The organism is Pseudomonas sp. REB1044, assembly GCF_038813925.1.
Lineage (GTDB): Bacteria > Pseudomonadota > Gammaproteobacteria > Pseudomonadales > Pseudomonadaceae > Aquipseudomonas > Aquipseudomonas boreofloridensis.
Window position 1 is genome coordinate 16,271 of the sequence record NZ_CP046139.1, and the last position, 20,302, is coordinate 36,572.

Here is a 20,302-nt window from a genome sequence, read left to right on the forward strand (position 1 = left end):
GCTTTAAATGAGTGCTCTGGCAATGGCTGCCAGATCGTCGTAAATCAAGGTGCCGGATGGGACACCCTTGTCCAGGGTCCGCAGACCCTTGCCGGTTTTCACCAGCACCGGTTGTGCTGCGACGGCCACGGCCGCTTGCAGGTCACCCGCACTGTCGCCGACGAACCATACACCGGCCAACGGCGCTTGATAATGCTCGGCGATTGCCCGCAGCATGCCCGGCTTGGGCTTGCGGCAATCGCAGCCTTCGTCCGGACCGTGCGGGCAATAGACGATCTGCCCCAGCTCGCCACCCTGCTCGGCGACCAGCGCGCGCAGCCGCGCGTGCATGGCTTCGAGCGTCTCGAGCGAGTAGTAACCGCGGGCAATGCCGGACTGGTTGGTGGCCACGGCCACCGTCCAGCCCGCCTGACTCAACTGCGCGATGGCTTCGATCGCGCCGGGAATGGGGATCCACTCGTCCAGCGACTTGATGTAGGCGTCGGAGTCATGGTTGATCACACCGTCGCGATCGAGTATCAGCAGTTTCAAGGCTTACCCCAGCAGCGAGATGTCGGCGACGCCCAGGAACAGACCGCGCAGGCGGCTGAGCAAGGCATAGCGGTTGGCGCGCACCTTGGCGTCCTCGGCATTGACCATCACTGCCTCGAAGAAGGCATCGACCGGGTCGCGCAGCGCGGCCAGGCGCGCCAGCGACTCGCGGTACTGACGGGCTGCAGCCATGGGCTGAACGGCCTGGTCGGCTTGCTGGATCGCCGAGTACAGCGAGAACTCGTTGGCGTTGTCGAAGTACTTCGGCTCCACCTGCTCGGCGATGGCGCCCTCGGCCTTGCTCAGCAGGTTCGACACGCGCTTGTTCACGGCGGCCAGGGCATCGGCCTCGGGCAGCTTGCGGAAGGCCTGCACGGCTTGCACGCGCTGGTCGAAGTCCAGCGCCGACGACGGTTTCAGGGCGCGCACCGAGAGGTAGGTGGCCACGTCCACGCCTTCGTCTTCATAGCGCGCACGCAAGCGGTCGAAGATGAATTCGAGCACCTGTTCGGCCAGGCCCGCAGCCTTGACCTTAGCGCCGTACTGCTTGACCGCGAACTCGACCGCCGCGGTCAGGTCCAGGTCGAGCTGCTTCTCGATCAGGATGCGCAGTACACCCAGCGCGGCACGCCGCAGGGCGTAGGGGTCTTTGCTGCCGGTGGGCAGCATGCCGATGCCGAAGATGCCGACCAGGGTGTCGAGCTTGTCGGCGATGGCCACGGCGGCCCCGGTGAGGGTCTCGGGCAACTCGGCGCCGGCACCGCGCGGCATGTACTGCTCGTTCAAGGCCAGGGCGACGTCCTGCGCTTCGCCATCGTTGACGGCGTAGTAGTAGCCGGCGATGCCTTGCATTTCAGGGAATTCACCGACCATTTCGGTGGCCAGGTCGCACTTGGACAGCAGGCCCGCGCGCCCAGCATTGATGGCGCTGCCACCGATGAACGGCGCGATATAGGCCGCCAGCTTGGACACCCGCTCGGCTTTGTCGAAGACCGTGCCCAACTGCGCCTGGAACACGACGTTCTTCAGGCGTTCGTTGAAGGTTTCCAGCTTTTGCTTCTTGTCTTGCTTGAAGAAGAATTCGGCGTCGGTCAGGCGTGGACGCACCACCTTCTCGTTGCCGTGCACGATCTGCTGCGGGTCGCGGCTCTCGACGTTGGCCACGGTGATGAAGCGCGGCAGCAGCTTGCCTTCGCTGTCGAGCAGGCAGAAGTACTTCTGGTTGTCCTGCATGGTGGTGATCAGCGCTTCCTGGGGCACGTCGAGGAAGCGTTCCTCGAACGAGCACACCAGCGGCACCGGCCATTCCACCAGCGCGGTCACTTCATCCAGCAGGGCGGGCGGTACGATGGCCGTGCCTTCCTGCTGACGGGCCAGTTCTTCGGTGCGCTTGGCGATCAGCGCGCGGCGCTCGGAGAAATCAGCCAGCACATAGGCCTTGCGCAGGTCCTCGACGTAATTGGCTGGAGCGCTGATGGTCACGTTTTCCGGGTGGTGGAAGCGGTGACCGCGCGAATCGCGGCCGGCTTTCTGCGACAGCAGGGTGCAATCGACGACCTGGTCGCCTAGCAGCATCACCAGCCATTGGGTCGGACGCACAAATTCTTCGCGGCTGGCGGCCCAGCGCATGCGCTTGGGAATCGGCAGGTCGTTGAGCGAGTCCTCGACGATGGTCGGCAGCAGGCTGGCGGTGGCCTTGCCCGGAATGTGCTGGGAGAAGCGCAGCTTGGCGCCGCTCTGGTCGATTTCCGCGAGCTCCACGCCACATTTCTTGGCGAAACCCAGGGCGGCCTGGGTGGGGTTGCCGTCGGCGTCGAACGCGGCCTGGCGGGGCGGGCCGTCGATGTTGATGCTGCGGTCGGGCTGCTGCACGTCGAGCTGGCGGATCAGCACGGCCAGGCGACGGGGCGCGGCGTACACCGACTTGCCGGTGTAGTTCAGGCCAGCGGCCTGCAGGCCTTTCTCGATGCCGGCCAGGAAGGCGTCGCCGAGGGTGGCAAGGGCTTTGGGTGGCAGCTCTTCGGTGCCCAGTTCAACCAGGAAATCTTGCGCACTCATTGTGCAGCCTCCAGCTTGGCCAGTACTTCATCACGCAGTTCGGGGGTGGCCATCGGGAAGCCCAGGCGTGCGCGGGCTTGCAGATAGCTTTGCGCCACGTCGCGGGCCAGGGTGCGCACGCGCAGGATGTAGCGCTGGCGCTCGGTCACCGAGATGGCGCGGCGGGCGTCGAGCAGGTTGAAGGTGTGCGACGCCTTCAGGACCATTTCGTAGGTCGGCAGCGGCAGCTCCAGCTTGATCAGGCGGTTGGCTTCGCTTTCGTAGAAGTCGAACAGCTCGAACAGCTTCTCGACGTTGGCGTGCTCGAAGTTATAGGTCGACTGTTCCACTTCGTTCTGGTGGAACACGTCGCCATAGCTGACCTTGCCGAACGGACCGTCGGCCCAGACCAGGTCATACACCGAGTCGACGCCCTGGATGTACATGGCCAGGCGTTCAAGGCCATAGGTGATTTCGCCGGTGACCGGATAGCACTCGATACCGCCGACCTGCTGGAAGTAGGTGAACTGGGTGACTTCCATGCCATTGAGCCAGATTTCCCAGCCCAGACCCCAGGCGCCGAGGGTCGGCGATTCCCAGTTGTCTTCGACGAAGCGGATGTCGTGGACCAGCGGATCCAGACCGATGGCCTTGAGCGAGCCCAGGTACAGTTCCTGGAAGTTGGCCGGGTTCGGCTTGAGGACGACCTGGAACTGGTAGTAGTGCTGCAGGCGGTTGGGGTTCTCGCCGTACCGTCCGTCGGCAGGGCGACGGCTGGGTTGCACGTAAGCGGCGTTCCAGGTCTCCGGGCCCACGGCGCGCAGGAAGGTGGCGGTGTGGAAAGTGCCGGCGCCTACTTCCATATCGTAGGGCTGAAGTACCACACAACCTTGCTCGGCCCAGTAGTTCTGCAGGGCGAGGATCAGGTCTTGGAAGGTACGCACGGCTGGCGTAGGCTGGCTCACGAAATTCACCTGTATCTGGGGATGCGGATGTAAAGAGCGGGAGTATAACCCGATTCGCCTCGCCCTCTACGTAATTGGAGCCTTATGCCACGCTGCTTCTGGTGTACCGATGATCCCCTGTACCAGGCCTATCACGACCAGGAATGGGGAACCCCGCAGCGCGACCCGGCGTTGCTCTTCGAGATGCTTTTGCTCGAAGGGTTCCAGGCGGGCCTTTCGTGGATCACGGTGCTGAAGAAACGCGAGCGCTATCGACAGGTGCTGGAGGGCTTCGACCCCCATCGGTTGGCCGAGATGAGCGATGCGCGCATCGAGGAACTGATGCTCGACCCGGGCATCATCCGCAACCGCCTCAAGCTCAATGCGGTGCGCCGCAATGCCCGCGCCTGGCTGGCGCTGGAAGACCCCGGCCAGTGGCTGTGGTCGTTCGTCGGCGGCGAGCCGAAGATCAACCATCCTCAGGGCCGCGGCGATATCCCCAGCGTCACCGACGAGGCCAAGGCCATGAGCAAGGCCCTGCAGAAAAAGGGCTTCACCTTCGTCGGACCGACCATCTGCTACGCCTTCATGCAGGCCACCGGCATGGTCATGGACCATACCACCGACTGCGATCGCTACCCCGCGCTGGCGCACTGAGGCGTTACAATGCCCGCCTTGCAGAAATAAGGAATCGCCTGTGGAAAAGTTCAAGGGCGCCCTGATGGTCGGGGTGCTGCGCCTGTTCGCCAAATTGCCCTGGAGCGCCGTGCAGCGCGTGGGCGCCGGTATCGGCTGGCTGATGTGGAAGATCCCCAATGGCTCGCGCAACGTGGTGCGCATCAACCTGGCCAAGTGCTTCCCGAGCATGCCTGAAGTCGAGCGTGAGCAACTGGTCGGCCTGGCCCTGAAGGACATCGGCAAGTCGTTCGTCGAGAGCGCCTGGGCGTGGATTCGCCCGCCGCAGCAATCGCTGGCGCTGGTCAAGGAAGTGCACGGCCTGGAGGTGCTGGAGCAGGCGCTGGCCACCGGCAAGGGCGTGGTCGGCATCACCAGCCACCTGGGCAACTGGGAAGTGCTGAACCACTTCTATTGCAACCAGTGCAAACCGATCATCTTTTACCGTCCGCCCAAGCTCAAGGCGGTGGACGACCTGCTGCGCGAGCAGCGGGTGCAGATGGGCAACCGCGTGGCGCCGTCCACCAAGGAAGGCATCCTCAGCGTGATCAAGGAAGTGCGTCGCGGCGGACAGGTGGGCATTCCCGCCGACCCTGAGCCGGCCGAGTCGGCCGGGGTATTCGTGCCTTTCCTGGGCACCCAGGCGCTGACCAGCAAGTTCGTGCCGAACATGCTCGCCGGAGGCAAGGCCGTGGGGGTATTCCTGCATGCGCTGCGCCTGCCCGATGGTTCCGGGTTCAAGGTGTTCCTGGAGGCGGCGCCAGACGACATGTACAGCGCCGATGTGAACGTGGCGGCGGCGGCCATGAGCCAGGTGGTGGAGCGTTATGTGCGAGAGTACCCCAGCCAGTACATGTGGAGCATGAAGCGCTTCAAGAAGCGCCCGGCCGGCGAGGCGCGTTGGTATTGATCCAGGGGCCCGTACAGGCCCCCCGCTGGATCACGCCTTGTCGAGCTTCCTCAGAAACACCGTCATTTCCTTCTCGGCCTGCTTATCGCCGTGGGCCTGCGCTGCGGCGATGCCCTCCTCCCAGGCCTGGCGCGCCGCTGCCAGGTCGCCCTCGCATTGATAAGCCTTGCCCAGCAGCTTCCACGCCGCCGAGTACTTCGGGTCCTGCGCCACGCACTGGGCCAGGTGCACGACGGCTTCAACGCCGTTGCCCTCGTCCAGCCACGCTTTGCCCAGGCCGAACCGCAGCAGCGGGTTATCCACACCCTTGGCCAGCATCTTTTCCAATGATTCGCGCATGTGTGGGTCTTCGGCTAGAAGAAACTCAGGCCGACGTGGAACAGCTTCTCTACGTCGCGGATGTGTTTTTTATCCACAACGAACAGGATCACGTGGTCGCCTGACTCGATCACCCGATCATCATGGGCGATCAGCACCTGGTCGAAACGGATGATCGCACCGATGGTGGTGCCTGGCGGCAGGTTGATGTCGGCGATGGTCCTGCCGACCACCTTGCTCGACTTGGCGTCGCCATGGGCCACCGCCTCGATGGCTTCGGCAGCGCCTCGGCGCAGGGAGTGCACACTGACGATGTCGCCACGGCGCACGTGTGCCAGCAGCGTGCCGATGGTCGCCAGTTGCGGGCTGATGGCGATGTCGATGTCGCCGCCCTGCACCAGATCGACATAGGCGGGGTTGTTGATCAGGGTCATGACCTTGCGTGCGCCCAGGCGCTTGGCCAGCAGCGACGACATGATGTTGGCCTCGTCGTCGTTGGTCAGCGCCAGGAAGATGTCGGCTTCAGCGATGTTCTCCTCGAGCATGAGGTCTTTGTCCGAGGCGCTACCCTGCAACACCACGCTGCTTTCCAGGGTGTCGGACAGATACCGGCAACGTGCCGGATTCATCTCGATGATCTTCACCTGGTAGCGGCTTTCGATGGCTTCGGCCAGGCGCTCGCCGATCTGTCCACCGCCGGCGATGACCACGCGCTTGTTGGTCTCGTCGATGCGCCGCAGCTCGCCCATTACCGCGCGGATGTCTTTCTTCGCGGCGATGAAGAACACTTCGTCGTCGGCTTCGATCACGGTGTCGCCATGGGGCTTGATGGGGCGGTCGCGGCGGAAGATCGCCGCCACCCGGGTATCGACATTGGGCATGTGGGCGCGGATCTGGCGCAGTTGCTGGCCCACCAACGGACCGCCGTAGTAGGCCTTGACCGCGACCAGTTGCGCCTTGCCGTCGGCGAAGTCGATGACCTGCAAGGCGCCGGGATGCTCGATCAGGCGCTTGATGTAGTTGGTCACCACCTGTTCGGGGCTGATCAGCACGTCCACGGGGATGTGATCGTTATCGAACAGTTCCTCGCGCGAGAGGTAGGACGATTCGCGGACTCGGGCGATCTTGGTCGGCGTGTGGAACAGCGAATAGGCGACCTGGCACGCGACCATGTTGGTCTCGTCGCTGTTGGTTACCGCCACCAGCAGGTCGGCGTCGTCGGCACCGGCCTGGCGCAGCACCGTGGGCAGCGAGGCGCGGCCCTGTACGGTGCGGATGTCCATACGATCGCCCAGGTCGCGCAGGCGCTCGCCGTCGGTATCGACCACGGTGATGTCGTTGGCTTCGCTGGCCAGGTGCTCGGCCAGCGTGCCGCCCACCTGCCCTGCGCCGAGGATGATGATCTTCATCGGCTACTCCCTACCTCAGGTGCTTATCCGCGCGAAGCGGCGATCTTGATCAGCTTGGCATAGTAGAAACCATCGTGACTGCCTTCCTGGGCCAGCAACTGGCGGCCGTGGGGCTGGCGCACACCGGCTTCGGTCGCCAGGTCCAGCTCGCGGGCACCCGGGGTGCGGGCGAGGAAGGCGTCGATCACGTCGGTGTTCTCGGTCGGCAGGCTCGAGCAGGTGGCGTAGAGCAGCATGCCGCCGACCTCGAGCGTGGGCCACAGGGCATCGAGCAGTTCGCCTTGCAGCGCGGCCAGGGCTGGAATGTCGTCGGCCTGGCGGGTCAGCTTGATGTCCGGGTGGCGGCGGATCACGCCGGTGGCCGAGCAGGGGGCATCGAGCAGGATGCGCTGGAACGGCTGGCCGTCCCACCAACTGGCCGTGTCGCGGGCGTCGCAGGCGATCAGCTCGGCGTCCAGTTGCAGGCGCTCGAGGTTGTCGCGCACCCGTGCCAGGCGCTTGGCTTCCAGGTCTATGGCAACCATCTGTGCCAGACCGGGTTCGGCCTCCAGCAGGTGGCAGGTCTTGCCACCGGGGGCGCAGCAGGCGTCGAGCACCCGCTGACCGGGCGCCAGTTCCAGCAGGTCGGCCGACAGTTGCGCGGCTTCGTCCTGCACGCTCACCCAGCCCTCGGCGAATCCAGGCAAGTCGCGCACGTCGCAGGCGGCGTCGAGCACGATGCCGTCGCGGCTGTAGCGGCAAGCGCTGGCGCCGATACCCGCGGCCTCGAGCAAGGCCAGGTAGGCATCACGGCTGTGATGGCGACGGTTGACCCGCAGGATCATCGGTGGATGGGCGTTGTTGGCGGCGCAGATGGCTTCCCACTGCTGCGGCCAGAAGGCCTTGAGCGCCTTCTGCAGCCAGCGCGGATGGGCAGTGCGCACCACCGGATCGCGCTCCAGATCGGCCAGCAGCGCTTCGCCCTCGCGCTGGGCGCGGCGCAGCACGGCGTTGAGCAACCCTTTGGCCCACGGCTTCTTCAGCTTGTCGGCGCAGCCGACCGTTTCGCCGATGGCGGCGTGGGCCGGAATGCGTGTGTAGAACAGTTGATACAGGCCCACCAGCAGCAGCGCCTGGACGTCGGCGTCAGCGGCCTTGAACGGCTTTTGCAGCAACTGCGTGGCCAGCAGGTCCAAGCGCGGCTGCCAGCGAGCGGTGCCGAAGGCCAGGTCCTGGGTGAGGCCGCGGTCGCGGTCATCGACCTTGTCCAGTTGCGCCGGCAGCGAGCTGTTCAGCGAGGCCTTGCCGCTGAGCACGGCGGCCAGGGCACGGGCGGCGGCCAGGCGTGGATTCATTGGCCCAGCACCTTGCCGCTGGCGAACTTCTCGCGGCGGCTGTTGAACAGGTCGCTGAAGGCCAGGGCCTTGCCGCCAGGCAGTTGCAGGCGAGACAGGCTCAAGGCGCCATCGGCGCAGGCGACGACCAGGCCGTCCTTGCTGGCCGAGAGTATTTCGCCCGGTGCGCCCTGCCCTGTGGATAACGTTGCGCCCAGCACCTTGACGGTTTCGCCGTCGAGGGTGCTGTGGCACACCGGCCAGGGATTGAACGCCCGGATCAGGCGCTCCAGTTCCTGGGCAGGACGGTTCCAATCGAGGCGCGCTTCGTCCTTGTTCAGCTTGTGGGCGTAGGTAGCCAGGGCGTCATCCTGCACGTCGCCGTGCAGGCTGCCGTCGGCCAGGCCGGCGATGGCGCGCACCACGGCGCCAGGGCCCATCTGAGCGAGGCGATCGTGCAGGCTGCCGCCAGTGTCGTCGGCGCTGATCGGCGTGGTGACCTTGAGCAGCATCGGGCCGGTGTCCAGGCCGGCTTCCATGCGCATCACCGTGACGCCACTCTCGGCGTCGCCGGCTTCGACCGCGCGCTGGATCGGCGCCGCACCGCGCCAGCGCGGTAGCAGCGAGGCATGACTGTTGATGCAGCCCAGGCGCGGGATGTCGAGCACCGCCTGGGGCAGGATCAGGCCGTAGGCCACCACCACCATCAGGTCCGGCGCCAGTGCCGCCAGTTCGGCCTGGGCCTCGGCGTTGCGCAGGGTTGGCGGTTGCAGCACCGGAATGTCGTGGGCCACGGCCAATTGTTTGACCGGGCTGGGCATGAGCTTCTGGCCGCGACCGGCAGGGCGGTCAGGCTGGGTGTAGACGGCCACGATCTGGTACGGGCTGTCGAGCAGGGCCTTGAGGTGTTCGGCGGCAAACTCTGGGGTGCCTGCGAAGACGATGCGCATGGAGTTCTCGCTTCAGAAAAGAAGAAGGCTTGCCGGAGCAAGCCTTCTGCAAGGTGGGGATCAGGCTTGCTGGCGGTGCTGCTTTTCCAACTTCTTCTTGATCCGGTCGCGTTTGAGCTGGGACAGGTAGTCGACGAACAGCTTGCCGTTGAGGTGATCGAACTCGTGCTGGATGCACACCGCCAGCAGGCCCTCGGCTTCGAGCTCGAAGGGCGTGCCGTCGCGGCCCTGGGCCTTGACCCGCACGCGCAGCGGCCGGTCGACGTTCTCGTAGAAGCCCGGTACCGACAGGCAGCCTTCCTGGTACTGCCCCATGTCGTCGGTGAGTTCTTCGACGCTGGGGTTGATGAAGATCCGCGGTTCGCTGCGGTCTTCGGACAGGTCCATGACCACGACCTGCTGGTGCACATTGACCTGGGTAGCGGCCAGCCCGATGCCGGGCGCTTCGTACATGGTTTCAAACATGTCGTCGATCAGCTGGCTCAGGGCGTCGTCGAACGCCGTCACCGGTTTGGCGAGGGTGCGCAGGCGCGGGTCAGGGAATTCGAGGATGTTCAAGATGGCCATAGGGGTCAGGCAGTCACTGTGCGTTTGGTTGAAAACTGAGCACACATAATAAAGGGTATTGGCGCGTTCGGCACCTGGCAAAGCTCGGCTAGGGTTTGAGGCAGTGTCTGCGGTGGTCTGCGCCACTCCAGCTCGGAGGGGTATCGGCGGCAATCGATAGACAGCTTTTCAAACTATTATCAACACAGTTATCCACAGGTTGTACGGCGTGGATGACGGCCTGCCGATCAAGGATGATCTGCCATGAATACCCTGTTTGCTGCACCCTGTTCCCCTGCCGAACTGGAAGCACGGCTGCGCCTGCACCTGCTCCCGGACATCGGCTCGCGTCGCTTTCGTACCCTCATCCAGGCCTTCGGCAGTGCCTGTTCGGCGCTCAGCGCGCCAGCGCGTGCCTGGGTGGCGCTGGGCGTTGCACAGGCCTGCGCCGACGCCCGTCGCAGCCCTGAGGTGCGCACCGCCGTCAGCGCTACGATGGCCTGGCTAGAGCGTCCGGGCCAGCATTTGCTGATGTGGGACGACCCTGGCTACCCGGCGCTGTTGAAGGAAACCGACGACGCGCCACCGCTGTTGTACGTCGCGGGCGACCCTGCCCTGCTGGAGCGTGCGCAACTGGCGGTGATCGGTAGCCGCCGTGCCACACCACCGGCGTTGGACACGGCAAGGGCCTTTTCCCGGCACCTGGCGCGCGGCGGATTCACTATCACCAGCGGCCTGGCGTTGGGCATCGACGGCGCCGCTCATCGCGGCGCGCTGGACGCGCAGGGGGGCACCATCGCGGTGCTGGGTTCAGGTCTGCAAAAACTTTATCCACAGCGCCACGCGGTACTCGCCCGAGACATCCTGGAGCGCGGTGGCGCGCTGGTTTCGGAGTTCGCGCTGGACGCAGTTCCACAGCCGGGCAACTTTCCTCGGCGCAACCGCATCATCAGCGGCCTGTCCCTGGGGGTGCTGGTGGTCGAGGCGAGCCTGGCCAGCGGGTCACTCATCACCGCGCGCCTGGCGGCCGAGCAAGGACGGGAGGTGTATGCGATTCCCGGGTCCATCCATCACCCCGGCGCCAAGGGCTGTCATCAGCTGATCCGCGACGGCGCGCTGCTGGTGGAGAGTGTCGAGCAGATCGTCGACAGCCTGCGCGGATGGCAGAACCTGCCGCCGGCGCCTGTGGACGAACCTGTCGATCCGCTGCTCGCGCTGCTGATCGCCGCCCCGCAGACCAGCGAGGCATTGGCCCTGAGCAGTGGCCTGGCGTTGGCCCAGGTGCTGGCCCGCCTGACCGAGCTGGAGCTGATCGGGCGGGTCAGCAACGAAGCCGGACGTTGGTTTGCCCGCTGCGGCTAAGTACACTGCCGCATCGGGATCGAAGCGGAGAGACAGCAATGGTGAGCAGTTGGCGTGTGCAACAAGCCGCACGTGAGATTCGCGCGGGGGCGGTGATCGCCTACCCGACGGAAGCGGTCTGGGGCCTGGGCTGCGACCCGTGGAACGAAGACGCGGTGTATCGGCTGCTCGCGCTCAAGTCGCGGCCTGTGGATAAAGGCCTGATCCTGGTTGCCGACAACATTCGCCAGTTCGACTTTCTGTTCGAGGATTTCCCCGAAGACTGGATCGACCGCATGGCCGCGACCTGGCCGGGGCCGAACACCTGGCTGGTGCCGCACCAGGACCTGTTGCCCGAATGGGTTACCGGGCAGCACGACACCGTGGCGCTGCGGGTCAGCGATCATCCCCAGGTCGGCGAACTGTGCGCGTTGGTCGGCCCGCTGATTTCCACCTCCGCCAACCCGGCCGGTCGCCCGGCGGCCAAGAGCCGGTTGCGGGTGGAGCAGTATTTCCACAACGAACTGGACCTGGTGCTCGGTGGCGCGCTGGGTGGGCGCAAGAACCCCAGTGTGATTCGCGATCTGGTGACGGGCGAGGTGGTGCGGGCGGGCTGATCGGGTCGCGATGCCAGGTCATGTCGCAGCGGTGCGATCTTTCTGATTCTGATGGTCAGGTCAGACATTGTTGATTTAGGGAAATATCCTACGCAGCGTGTCGGCCGCCATTAACTTCACAGTGGAAACGTCCCCCTCTAGGCTCCTGATCGTCGCCGAACATGTTGGCGATCGGGTGTGGTAACCCGGATGTTTCAGGTGGTTCACAGCCATGGCGGCTGTGCGCGGGAGGCCTTGTGCCTGCCGGGAATAAGCCTCCTGCCCGGTTTACCACCCCGCGTACAGCTGCCACCCAACCCGTGTGGTAACGGACAGGTGACAGCTTCACGTTCAGGAGCGCCTCATGAAGAAAATCGTACCTGACCCGCCGCTACCTTCAACGGCTCCCCACCCCTTCGGCCGCTGCGACGCCGGCCACCCTCCGCTCTTCAGCGTAAACCCCGACATCGCCCCCCACGACGCACTCGTCCACGTCGCGCTGTACCTGCGTTGCGCCTACGACGCCGGTATCAAGGCCCTCGACCATCTGAGCGACGACGGTCGAGGCCTGTTCTGGGCGAGCCTGCACTCACTGGAAATGGCCGAAGGGCTGGTGGAAGCGATGCTGGACGCTATCGAATCACCGCCTGCTACAGACCCGGCATCGCCTGCAATCCTGGGGGATCGCTGCGATACCCAAAGATGAGACCTGTCACGGCACCAACACCGTCGACCCCACCGTGCGCCTCCCCGACAACGCCTCCTGCGCCTTGGCCGCTTCGCTCAATGGATAGCGCTGCTGAATGTCCACCACCAGCTTGCCGCTGGCGATCATCGCGAACAGGTCGTCGGCCATGGCCTGGGTGTTTTCGGCCGTGTTGGCGTAGGTGGCCAGTGTCGGGCGGGTGACGTACAGCGAGCCCTTCTGCGACAGGATGCCCAGGTTGACCCCGGTGACGGCGCCCGAGGCGTTGCCGAAGCTGACCATCAGGCCGCGCGGGCGCAGGCAGTCGAGGGACGTCAGCCAGGTGTCGGCACCTACACCGTCGTACACCACCGGGCACTTCTTGCCGTCGGTCAGTTCGAGCACACGCTGGGCCACGTCTTCGTGGCTGTAGTCGATGGTCGCCCAGGCGCCCAAGGCTTTGGCCCGCTCGGCTTTCTCGGCCGAGCCGACAGTGCCGATCAGTTTGGCGCCCAGCGCCTTGGCCCATTGGCAGGCCAGCGAACCGACCCCACCGGCGGCGGCGTGGAACAGGATGATGTCGCCCGGCTGCACCGCGTAGGTCTGCTTGAGCAGGTACTGGGTGGTCAGGCCCTTGAGCATGACGGCGGCGGCCTGTTCGAAGCTGATGCTCTCCGGCAGCTTGACCAGGTTCGCTTCCGGCAGGGTGTGCACTTCGCTGTAGGCGCCCAGCGGGCCGCCCGCATAGGCCACCCGGTCGCCGACCTGCAGCCGGCTGACCCCCTCGCCCACTGCCTCGACCACCCCGGCGCCTTCGGTGCCCAGCCCGGACGGCAGGGACGGCGGCGCGTACAGTCCACCACGGAAATAGGTGTCGATGAAGTTCAGGCCGACCGCCTGGTTGCGTACGCGCACCTGCTGCGGTCCCGGTGGGGCGGGGTCGAACTCGACCCACTGCAGGACTTCCGGGCCGCCATGCTGGCTGAACTCGATTCGCTTGGCCATCGCACTCTCCTGTCGTCATCGTCGCAAAAGGCCTTCCATCGGACGCCTTTGCTTGACGGCCGTCAACTGCGACGTAGCCTTAGCCGATGGTATGCTACGCCGCCCATTCCACCCTGCCCCTCCCAGGTGATCCGATGACCCGCCGTACCGAGGCCGTGAAGGCCTACCTGCTCGACCTGCAAGACCGCATCTGCGCCGCCCTCGAAGCCGAGGACGGTGGCGCCCGCTTCGTCGAGGACGCCTGGGTGCGCGAAGCCGGTGGCGGGGGACGCACGCGGGTGATCGGCGAGGGCCAGGTGATCGAGAAAGGCGGCGTGAACTTCTCCCACGTGTTCGGCGCTGGCCTGCCACCGTCGGCCAGTGCGCACCGCCCGGAGCTGGCCGGGCGCGGTTTCGAGGCGCTTGGCGTGTCGTTGGTCATCCACCCGCACAACCCGCACGTGCCCACCTCCCACGCCAACGTGCGCTTCTTCAGCGCCGAGAAGGAAGGCGAGGAACCGGTGTGGTGGTTCGGCGGCGGTTTCGACCTGACGCCCTATTACGGCAACGAGCAAGACTGCATTCACTGGCATCGGGTGGCCGAACAGGCCTGCGCGCCCTTCGGCGCCGAGGTGTATCCGCGCTACAAGGCCTGGTGCGACCGCTACTTCCACCTCAAGCACCGCGACGAGCCACGCGGCATCGGCGGGCTGTTCTTCGATGACCTGAACGAGTGGGACTTCGACACCTGCTTCGCCTTCATTCGCGCCATTGGCGACGCCTATATCGACGCCTACCTGCCCATCGTGCAGCGGCGCAAGGCCATGCCCTGGACGGCTGAACAGCGCGAATTCCAGGAGTTTCGCCGTGGTCGCTACGTGGAATTCAACCTGGTCTACGACCGTGGCACGCTGTTCGGCCTGCAGTCCGGCGGGCGCACCGAGTCGATTCTGATGTCGTTGCCGCCGCAGGTGCGCTGGGGCTATGACTGGAAACCGGCGCCCGGCAGCGAGGAAGCGCGCCTGACCGATTACTTCCTGCAGGACCGCGACTGGCTCGGCGAGCCCACCTGTGGATAAGCGAGGAGAGTGCATGGACCAGTACGTCGTTTTCGGTAACCCCATCGGCCACAGCAAGTCACCGCTGATCCACCGGCTGTTCGCCGACCAGACCGGCCAGGATCTGGAATACCGCACGCTGCTGGCGCCATTGGACGACTTCAGCGACTGCGCGCGCGGCTTCTTCAAGCAGGGCAGTGGCGCCAACGTCACCGTCCCTTTCAAGGAAGAGGCCTATCGCCTGTGCGACAGCCTCACTCCGCGTGCACAGCGCGCCGGGGCGGTGAACACCCTGACCAAGCTGGCTGACGGCAGCCTGCAGGGCGATAACACCGACGGTGCCGGCCTGGTACGCGATCTGACAGTCAATGCCGGCGTCAGCCTCGCGGGCAAGCGCGTGCTCGTGCTCGGTGCCGGGGGCGCGGTGCGCGGTGTGCTGGAGCCGATCCTCGCCCACCGACCGCAATCACTGGTGATCGCCAACCGCACGGTGGAAAAGGCCGAGCGACTGGCCCACGAATTCGACGAGTTGGGGCCAGTAGTGGCCAGCGGCTTCGCCTGGTTGCACGAGCCGGTCGATGTGATCATCAATGCCACCTCGGCCAGCCTCGCCGGTGAGTTGCCGCCGATCGCCGACACCTTGGTCGAGGACGGGCGCACGGTGTGCTACGACATGATGTATGGCAAGGCGCCTACGCCCTTCTGCCAGTGGGCCACTCGCCTGGGCGCCGCGCAGGTGCTGGACGGGCTGGGGATGCTCGCCGAGCAGGCCGCCGAGGCGTTCTTTGTGTGGCGTGGCGTTCGGCCCGAGACCGGGCCGGTGCTGGACGAACTGCGCCGACAGTTGGCGCGCGGCTAGCCTGTCAGCGGTGGTTCATTCCTGAAAACGAATGGGGCACCCCTGCACCCCCTCCAGCTTCTGCAACTCCTCCTCCACCTGGGGCCTGGCGCCGCGCAAGGTCAGGCTGCCGCCGCTGCGCTGCAGCCGCCGTGCTTCACGGTGCAGCATGTCCACCCCGGAATAGTCGATGAAGTTGATCTGCCGCGCGTCAATCACCACGTGCGGGCCCTGGCAGGCTTGCAAGCGCACCTGCAGGTAGTGCGCCGCGCCGAAGAAGATCGAGCCGCCGACCCGCAGCACGTCCGTCTGCTCTTCGCGGCTGTGTTGGATGCGCGGGCGTGAGGTGCGCTTGAGGTAGAAGAACAGCGAGGCCAGCACCCCGGCATAGATTGCGGTCTGCAACTCCAGCAGCAGCGTGGCCGCAGCGGTCAGCGCCATGACCGCGAATTCCGCCCGGCTGACCCGGAACAGCGCCGCGATGGCGCGGCGATCCACCAGTCCCCAGCAGATCAGCAGAATGCTGCCGGCCATCGCCGGAATGGGCAGATGGGCGATCAGCCCGGCCCCGACCACCGCGAACAGCGCCACCCACAAGGCCGAGAACACCCCGGCCATCGGCGAGCGGGCACCGGCTTCGAAGCTCAGTCCCGAGCGGGTGAAGGAGCCGGAAGACAGATACCCCGAAAAGAACGCGCCGACCATGTTGGACAAGCCTTGCGCGCGGATTTCCTGGTCGGCATCGATCAACTGTTCCGAACGCGCCGACAGCGAGCGGGCGATGGACAAGCTGGTCACCAAGCCGAGCATGCCGACCGCCACGGCGCTGGGCAGCAGGCGCAGGATCAGCTCCAGGTCCAGCAGCGGCAGCGGGCTCAGCGGCGGTAGTTGGCCGATGAAGGCCGGCACGCGGGGCACATGGCCGAAGTAGCCGGGCAGTGTCCAGGCCCCCAGGCTGACCAGCACCAGGCTGAGCAACAGCGCCGGCCAGCGCGGACGCCAGAGTTTGAGGGCGATCCCGATGGCCAGCGTGGCCAGGCCCAGCGCCAGCGAGGGCAGGTCCACCTCGCGCAGGTGCTCGAACAGGTCTTGCGCGGTTTTCAGCGCGGTGGCCTGGCTGGGCAGGTGCATGCCCAGCAGGTTGGGCAATTGCCCGAGCGCGATGACCACCGCGGCGCCGAGGGTGAAACCCAGCACCACGGAATGGGAGACGAAGTTCACCAGCGTGCCGAACCGCAGCAGCCCCAGCACGAGCTGAAACACGCCGCCGAGGAACGTCAGCAGCAGGATCAAGGTGACGTAGTCGCTGCTGCCGGCGATGGCCAGTGGACTGACGCTGGCGTACAGCACAATGGAGATTGCGGCGGTGGGGCCACAGATCAAATGCCACGAGGAGCCCCACAGGCAGGCGACCAGCACCGGCACGATGGCCGCATACAGCCCGTATTCGGCGGGCAACCCGGCGATCAGGGCGTAGGCGATGGATTGCGGCAGGGCGAGAATCGCCCCGCTCAGCCCCACCAGCAGGTCCTGGCGCAGGCTACGCCCGCTCAGGCGGGGCAGCCAGGCCAGAAAGGGCAGCAGGGGGTTCAAGCGACGCATGGCATATCGACAATTCCGAAGGTTCATTGGCCCCTACACGAAACAGACCCTAGCGCATTGCGGCCTTCACCGCCTCCAGCGCCGTACCGCCATCCTTGCCGCTGACGCCGGCCAACCACGCGTCGAGCACCTCAGGGTGCGTTTTGACCCACTGTTGAGCAGCCTGATCGAAGCTGATCTTTTTATCCACAACCTCGGCCATGATCGCGTTTTCCATGTCGAGGGTGAAGGTCAGGTTGCTCAACAGCTTGGCTGCATTCGGGCAGGCTTGTGGATAACCGTTGCGCACCAAGGTGAATACCTCGCCTTTGCTACCGAACCATTTCTCGCCACCGGTGAGGTAACGCATCTTCAGCTTCACGTTCATCGGGTGCGGCGTCCAGCCCAGGAACACGATGTACTTGTCGTTCTTCACCGCCCGATCGACCTGCGACAGCATGCCCTGTTCACTGGACTCCACCAGCTTCCATTGCCCGAGGTCGAAGGCGTTCTGCTCGATGATGTCCTTGAGCGACAGGTTGGCCGGGGCCCCTGCACCAATGCCGTAGAGTTTCTTGCCGAACGCCTCGGCGTGCGTGTTGAGGTCGGCGAAGTCCCTGATGCCGGCATTCCACACGTAATCCGGAACGGCCAGGGTGAACTCGGTGCCTTGCAGGTTGCGCGACCATTGTTTCACTTGGCCGCTGGCGACGAATTTGTCATGGAAACCTTGTTGCGCCGGCATCCAGTTGCCGAGGAAGGCATCGACGCTGCCGTCCCTCAGGCCGCCGTAGATGATCGGCACCGCGAGCGTCTCGATCTTCACCTGGTAGCCCAGCGGTTCGAACAGCAGCCGGGCGATGGCGTTGGTGGCGGCTATATCGCTCCAGCCGGGGTCGGCGAGTTTCACGGTGCTGCACTGCTTGTCGTCGTCGGAGGCCTGGGCGCTCAAGGCGCTCAGGCTCAAGGTCATGGCGAGTACGGCGGTGGAGAACATCTGCATGGCGGCCTCTTTTCTCAATCCAGGGGGGCGGGCTGTGGATAACGTGCCTTGCGCTCGAGGTCGTCGAGATCGATGTGGTTGCGCATGTACTGTTGGCTGGCATCCACCACCGGTTGGTGGTCCCAGCTGTTCAGCTTGCCGATGGCCAGTGCTTCGCCCACCAGGCGGCGGCGGCGCTGACTGGCCAGCACCTGCTGGCGCAGGGTGGGAATATCCCAGCGCTGATGGGCTTCATCGACAAATGCCTGCAGCAGCGCCTGATGATCCGGGCTGCCGGCGAGGTTCTCCCGCTCGTGCGGGTCGTGACTCAGGTCATAGAGTAGACACGGGTCGTCTTCGCTGTACACGAACTTGTAGGCGCCACGACGGATCATCATCAGCGGCCCGACCGTGCCTTCGGCCATGTATTCGCCAATCACCTCGTCGTGCCCGCCCTGCCCTTGCAGATGGCCGAGCAGCGAACGGCCATCGAGGTGCAGTTGGTTATCCACAGCGCCGCCCGCCAATTCCACCAGCGTTGGCAGCAGATCGCAGGTGGACACGCTGGCGCTCACCCGTGCGGCGGCGAAGTGCTGGGGCGCGTGCACCAGCAGCGGCACTCGCGCAGCCATTTCGAACCAGTGCATTTTGTACCAGAGGCCCCGTTCGCCGAGCATGTCGCCGTGATCGCCGGAGAACACGATGATCGTGTCATCGGCCAGACCGCACTCTTCCAAGGTATGCAACAGCTTGCCGATGTTGTCGTCGACATAGCTGCAGGCGCCGAAGTAGGCGCGTCGGGCGTCGCGGATCTTGTCCACAGGCAGCGGCTTGTCCCACAGGTCATAGACCTTGAGCAGCCGTTGCGCATGTGGATCCTGCTCGTGCTGGGCGTAGCTGTCGCGGGGCAGCGGGATATCCACAGCCTCGTAGCGATCCCAGTACGCCTTGGGGATGGTGTAAGGATCGTGCGGGTGGGTCATCGACACGGTCAGGCAGAAGGGACGGCCGTCGTCCTCGCGCACATGGTCATAGAGGTACTGTCGCGCCTTGAACACCACCTCTTCGTCGAAATCCAGCTGGTTGGTGCGCACGCAAGGCCCGGCCTGAAGCACCGAGGACATGTTGTGGTACCAGCTCGGGCGCTCGTCGGGAGCATCCCAGTTCACCGCCCAGCCGTAGTCGGCCGGATAGATGTCGCTGGTCAGGCGTTCTTCGTAGCCATGCAGTTGATCCGGACCGCAGAAATGCATCTTGCCCGACAGCGCCGTGCGGTAACCCAGCGAGCGCAGGTAGTGGGCGTAGGTGGGCACGTCGGCGGGGAAATTGGCGGCGTTGTCATAGGCGCCGATGCGGCTGGGCAACTGGCCGCTGACCAGGGTGAAGCGCGATGGGGCGCACAGCGGGCTATTGCAGTAGGCCGAATCGAAGACCACCGCCTGCTCGGCCAGGCGCGCCAAGTGGGGCATTTTGATGGGGGACGGGCCATGAATCGGCAGCAGCGGCGCGGCCATCTGATCGGCCATGATGAAGAGGATGTTCGGTCGTTTCATGGGGGTCTTCCATCGTTGAACGTTATGTGTAATCTCTGCGTTCAAGAGTGGGATCCATAGAAGACTGGGTAAAGCCCATGCCGGGCAATGACTGGGATTAGCTGAGCTTATGTTTGATCACCTGGCGGGACTGTCGCTGGAGAGCTTGCGCGTCTTCGAAGCCGCTGCGCGCCTGCGCGGCTTCACACCGGCAGCACTCGAGTTGGGCACTACCCAGCCGGCAGTGAGCCAGCAGATCAAGCGCCTGGAACTGCAACTGGCCACGCGCTTGTTCGACCGCATTTACCGCGGCATCGAGCTGACCGAGGCGGGCCAGACATTGTTCGAGCAGGTTCACGGGGCATTGCAGGCGATGGACGCGGGGGTGGCCGACGCCACGGGGCGCACTCAGCACGAGGTGCTGCAGGTGGCCACCGATTTCGCCTTCGCCGCGTTCTGGCTGATGCCACGCTTGCAACGCTTTCGTGAGGCTTATCCACAGGTGGACGTGAGCCTGGTGACCGGTGAACGCAGCCAGGCCATGCTGAGGCCGGACATCGACGTCGCGGTGCTGTTCGGCGATGGCCGCTTTCAGCATGGCGAGAGCCGTTGGTTGTTCGACGAGGAAGTGTTCCCGGTGTGCAGCCCTGCCCTGGCCCCAGACCGGCCGCTGGCAGCCGAGGCCCTGCAACGACTACCGCTGCTGCACTTGCGCGGCGAGCAAACGAGCCGCTGGTTCGACTGGAGCGGCGTGTTTCGCGGGCTTGGCCTGGTCAGCCCGCCGCCGCCGGGGCAGCTGCGTTTCGACAACTACACCTTGTTGATCCAGGCGGCAATCGCCGGACAGGGCGTGGCCATCGGTTGGCATCATCTGGTGGATGGGCTGGTCGAGCAAGGCTTGTTGTGCCGGCCACTGCACGGCAGCTTGCGCTCGGCGCGTGGCTATTACGTGGTGCTGCCGCCGCGCAAGCGACGCGGGGCATTGATCGGGCGGTTCGTGGAGTGGCTGGAGCAGGAGCGTGGCGGTTTGTGACCTCATTGCGAGTCAATCCGCTCCTGGCAGAGCGGATTC

At 65.2% G+C, this 20,302-nt stretch carries 20 protein-coding genes; 8 read left to right on the forward strand and 12 right to left on the reverse strand.

All coding sequences use genetic code 11. The features are described from left to right. Positions 1-3: 3 nt before the first annotated feature. Genes gmhB through glyQ form a run of 3 tightly spaced genes read right to left on the reverse strand, consistent with a single transcriptional unit; the run spans position 4 to position 3,533 of the window. A complete protein-coding gene (gene gmhB, locus GKC70_RS00065) occupies positions 4-531 on the reverse strand; it encodes a D-glycero-beta-D-manno-heptose 1,7-bisphosphate 7-phosphatase (protein ID WP_039582156.1) in 528 nt (175 codons plus the stop codon). 3 nt (positions 532-534) lie between these two features. Next, positions 535-2,589: a glycine--tRNA ligase subunit beta gene (gene glyS / locus GKC70_RS00070; RefSeq protein ID WP_295485443.1), complete on the reverse strand. Its 2,055-nt coding sequence runs from the start codon at positions 2,587-2,589 to the stop codon at positions 535-537. Beyond that, positions 2,586-3,533 (reverse strand): glycine--tRNA ligase subunit alpha, encoded by a 948-nt coding sequence (glyQ, locus tag GKC70_RS00075; protein WP_029615043.1) that lies wholly within the window; start codon positions 3,531-3,533, stop codon positions 2,586-2,588. Before glyQ ends, glyS begins: the two co-directional genes overlap by 4 nt. An 84-nt stretch (positions 3,534-3,617) precedes the next feature. On the opposite strand from glyQ, the gene GKC70_RS00080 reads away from it, so the two are divergent. Both GKC70_RS00080 and GKC70_RS00085 read left to right on the forward strand, forming a co-directional pair. Continuing rightward, positions 3,618-4,169, forward strand: a complete 552-nt coding sequence (locus tag GKC70_RS00080) for a DNA-3-methyladenine glycosylase I (RefSeq protein WP_029615042.1) — start codon at positions 3,618-3,620, stop codon at positions 4,167-4,169. A gap of 40 nt (positions 4,170-4,209) precedes the next feature. Next, positions 4,210-5,097, forward strand: coding sequence for a lysophospholipid acyltransferase (locus GKC70_RS00085; protein ID WP_317872213.1), 888 nt, complete (start codon positions 4,210-4,212; stop codon positions 5,095-5,097). Positions 5,098-5,127: 30 nt separating this feature from the next. Here GKC70_RS00085 and GKC70_RS00090 read toward each other — a convergent pair whose 3' ends face one another. Genes GKC70_RS00090 through def form a run of 5 tightly spaced genes read right to left on the reverse strand, consistent with a single transcriptional unit; the run spans position 5,128 to position 9,654 of the window. Next, a complete protein-coding gene (locus GKC70_RS00090; protein ID WP_342650085.1) occupies positions 5,128-5,436 on the reverse strand; it encodes a tetratricopeptide repeat protein in 309 nt (102 codons plus the stop codon). 14 nt (positions 5,437-5,450) lie between these two features. Further along, positions 5,451-6,824, reverse strand: coding sequence for a Trk system potassium transporter TrkA (gene trkA, locus GKC70_RS00095; RefSeq protein WP_342650086.1), 1,374 nt, complete (start codon positions 6,822-6,824; stop codon positions 5,451-5,453). A 23-nt stretch (positions 6,825-6,847) separates the two neighbouring features. After that, positions 6,848-8,158, reverse strand: a complete 1,311-nt coding sequence (gene rsmB / locus GKC70_RS00100) for a 16S rRNA (cytosine(967)-C(5))-methyltransferase RsmB (protein WP_342650087.1) — start codon at positions 8,156-8,158, stop codon at positions 6,848-6,850. Next, entirely contained in the window at positions 8,155-9,087 is a 933-nt protein-coding gene (fmt, locus tag GKC70_RS00105; protein WP_317872210.1) for a methionyl-tRNA formyltransferase, read from the reverse strand. The genes rsmB and fmt overlap by 4 nt, the downstream gene beginning before the upstream one ends. A gap of 60 nt (positions 9,088-9,147) precedes the next feature. Next, on the reverse strand, positions 9,148-9,654 hold the full coding sequence (def, locus tag GKC70_RS00110) for a peptide deformylase (RefSeq protein ID WP_039582140.1): 507 nt from the start codon (positions 9,652-9,654) through the stop codon (positions 9,148-9,150). Between the two features lie 243 nt (positions 9,655-9,897). Between def and dprA the strand changes: the two genes are divergently transcribed. From dprA to GKC70_RS00125, 3 genes are all read left to right on the forward strand, one after another. Next, entirely contained in the window at positions 9,898-10,995 is a 1,098-nt protein-coding gene (gene dprA, locus GKC70_RS00115; RefSeq protein ID WP_342650088.1) for a DNA-processing protein DprA, read from the forward strand. A gap of 38 nt (positions 10,996-11,033) precedes the next feature. After that, the gene (locus GKC70_RS00120; protein WP_039582134.1) at positions 11,034-11,591 is read left to right on the forward strand and encodes a Sua5/YciO/YrdC/YwlC family protein; all 558 of its coding nucleotides are present in this window, start codon (positions 11,034-11,036) and stop codon (positions 11,589-11,591) included. Between the two features lie 343 nt (positions 11,592-11,934). After that, positions 11,935-12,276: a hypothetical protein gene (locus tag GKC70_RS00125; protein ID WP_342650089.1), complete on the forward strand. Its 342-nt coding sequence runs from the start codon at positions 11,935-11,937 to the stop codon at positions 12,274-12,276. A 6-nt stretch (positions 12,277-12,282) separates the two neighbouring features. Here the strand turns inward: GKC70_RS00125 and GKC70_RS00130 are convergent, their stop codons facing one another. Further along, positions 12,283-13,260, reverse strand: coding sequence for an NADPH:quinone reductase (locus GKC70_RS00130; protein ID WP_116889917.1), 978 nt, complete (start codon positions 13,258-13,260; stop codon positions 12,283-12,285). A gap of 134 nt (positions 13,261-13,394) precedes the next feature. On the opposite strand from GKC70_RS00130, the gene hemF reads away from it, so the two are divergent. Beyond that, entirely contained in the window at positions 13,395-14,318 is a 924-nt protein-coding gene (gene hemF / locus GKC70_RS00135; RefSeq protein ID WP_342650090.1) for an oxygen-dependent coproporphyrinogen oxidase, read from the forward strand. Positions 14,319-14,331: 13 nt separating this feature from the next. Then, on the forward strand, positions 14,332-15,156 hold the full coding sequence (gene aroE / locus GKC70_RS00140) for a shikimate dehydrogenase (RefSeq protein ID WP_342650091.1): 825 nt from the start codon (positions 14,332-14,334) through the stop codon (positions 15,154-15,156). A 15-nt stretch (positions 15,157-15,171) separates the two neighbouring features. Here aroE and GKC70_RS00145 read toward each other — a convergent pair whose 3' ends face one another. The 3 genes from GKC70_RS00145 to betC are packed head-to-tail and all read right to left on the reverse strand — an operon-like array spanning position 15,172 to position 19,251. Beyond that, on the reverse strand, positions 15,172-16,737 hold the full coding sequence (locus GKC70_RS00145) for a SulP family inorganic anion transporter (protein ID WP_342650092.1): 1,566 nt from the start codon (positions 16,735-16,737) through the stop codon (positions 15,172-15,174). A 49-nt stretch (positions 16,738-16,786) separates the two neighbouring features. Beyond that, positions 16,787-17,719, reverse strand: a complete 933-nt coding sequence (gene choX / locus GKC70_RS00150; protein WP_342650093.1) for a choline ABC transporter substrate-binding protein — start codon at positions 17,717-17,719, stop codon at positions 16,787-16,789. Between the two features lie 14 nt (positions 17,720-17,733). After that, on the reverse strand, positions 17,734-19,251 hold the full coding sequence (gene betC, locus GKC70_RS00155; protein WP_342650094.1) for a choline-sulfatase: 1,518 nt from the start codon (positions 19,249-19,251) through the stop codon (positions 17,734-17,736). Positions 19,252-19,360: 109 nt separating this feature from the next. On the opposite strand from betC, the gene GKC70_RS00160 reads away from it, so the two are divergent. Continuing rightward, entirely contained in the window at positions 19,361-20,263 is a 903-nt protein-coding gene (locus GKC70_RS00160; protein WP_342650095.1) for a LysR family transcriptional regulator, read from the forward strand. Positions 20,264-20,302 lie beyond the last annotated feature (39 nt).